This window comes from Chitinimonas sp. (assembly GCF_041904975.1).
Lineage (GTDB): Bacteria > Pseudomonadota > Gammaproteobacteria > Burkholderiales > Chitinimonadaceae > Chitinimonas.
Map to the genome: position 1 here is coordinate 1 of NZ_JAYRLZ010000405.1, position 1,333 is coordinate 1,333.

2 protein-coding genes are annotated in these 1,333 nt (G+C 60.7%); both read right to left on the minus strand.

The window, feature by feature from the left end:
* Positions 1 to 219: hypothetical protein (locus ACE3OH_RS21455; protein ID WP_374358066.1), on the minus strand; the 219-nt coding region annotated here is incomplete at its 3' end.
* On the minus strand, positions 216 to 1,333 hold a 1,118-nt coding region (rlmN, locus tag ACE3OH_RS21460), incomplete at its 5' end, for a 23S rRNA (adenine(2503)-C(2))-methyltransferase RlmN (protein WP_374358069.1). The genes rlmN and ACE3OH_RS21455, both read right to left, overlap by 4 nt.

The window sequence follows — 1,333 nt, forward strand, 5'->3', positions numbered from 1 at the left end:
CACCAGACCCTCGACATTGAAGGTCGGGGCATAGTCGGGTACTGCATCGCGCGCCGCCTTGATCTCTTCCAGCGCCACACCGTACTGGGCGCGCGCATAGTATTCAGCAGCCAGTTCAGTATGAATACGGGCGCTATTCTCCTGGCGGGAAGGCTCGGCCGCCTTGGCGGCAGACAACAACATGATGCTACTCAAGGCGAGAAACCAGGCTGACTTCATGCAGGGCGCTCCTTGGACAGATGAATCATCGGGCGAGTTGTCTTGCCTTCCTCGGCCAGACGCAGGGTGCGCTTGGTCTTGTCTTGCACCTGGCCGGCCAGCTGCCCGCAGGCGGCGTCGATATCATCGCCGCGGGTACGCCGCACGGTAACGACATAGCCCGCCTGGATCAGATGATCGCGGAAGCGGCGGATCGCCTCCGGCCGCGAGCGCTCATAGCCGGAGTTGGGGAAGGGATTGAACGGGATCAGATTGAACTTGCAGGGTACATCCTTCACCAGGGCCACCAGCTGCTTGGCATGCTCGAAGCTGTCGTTTACCCCATCGAGCATCACATATTCGAAGGTAATGAAATCGCGCGGCGCTTTTTCCAGATAGCGCTGGCAGGCGGCCATCAATTCCTTCAGCGGGTATTTCTTGTTGATCGGCACGATTTCATCGCGCAGCGCATCATTGGGCGCATGCAGCGATACGGCCAGCGCCACCGGGCAGGCCTCGCGCAAGCGGTCCATCTGCGGCACCAGTCCAGAAGTGGACAAGGTCACCCGGCGGCGCGACAGACCATAGGCGTGGTCATCCAGCATCAGGCGCATGGCAGCCACGACATTGTCGAAATTGGCCAGCGGCTCGCCCATGCCCATCATCACCACATTGGAGACAATGCGATCACCCTTGGGGTCGCGTCCCAGCGCTTTATTGGCCCACCACAGCTGACCGATGATCTCGGCGGTACTCAGATTGCGATTGAAGCCTTGCCGGCCGGTCGAGCAGAAGGTGCACTCCAGCGCACAGCCCACCTGGCTGGACACACACAGCGTGCCGCGATCGTCTTCGGGAATGAACACCGTCTCGACGCCATTGCCGGTGCCGACATCCAGCAACCACTTGCGGGTGCCATCGTCGCTGGCTTGCTCCATCATCAGGGCTGGCGGCCGGATTACCGCTTCGGCCGCCAGTTTTTCGCGGGTGGCTTTGGCAATGTCCGTCATCGCCGCAAAATCGGATTCGCCGAAATGATGGATCCAGCGCATCAGCTGCTTAGCGCGGAATGGCTTCTCGCCACGCTCCTGCAAGAAGGCGGCGAATCGTTCGGCATCGAAATCGAGCAGATTGA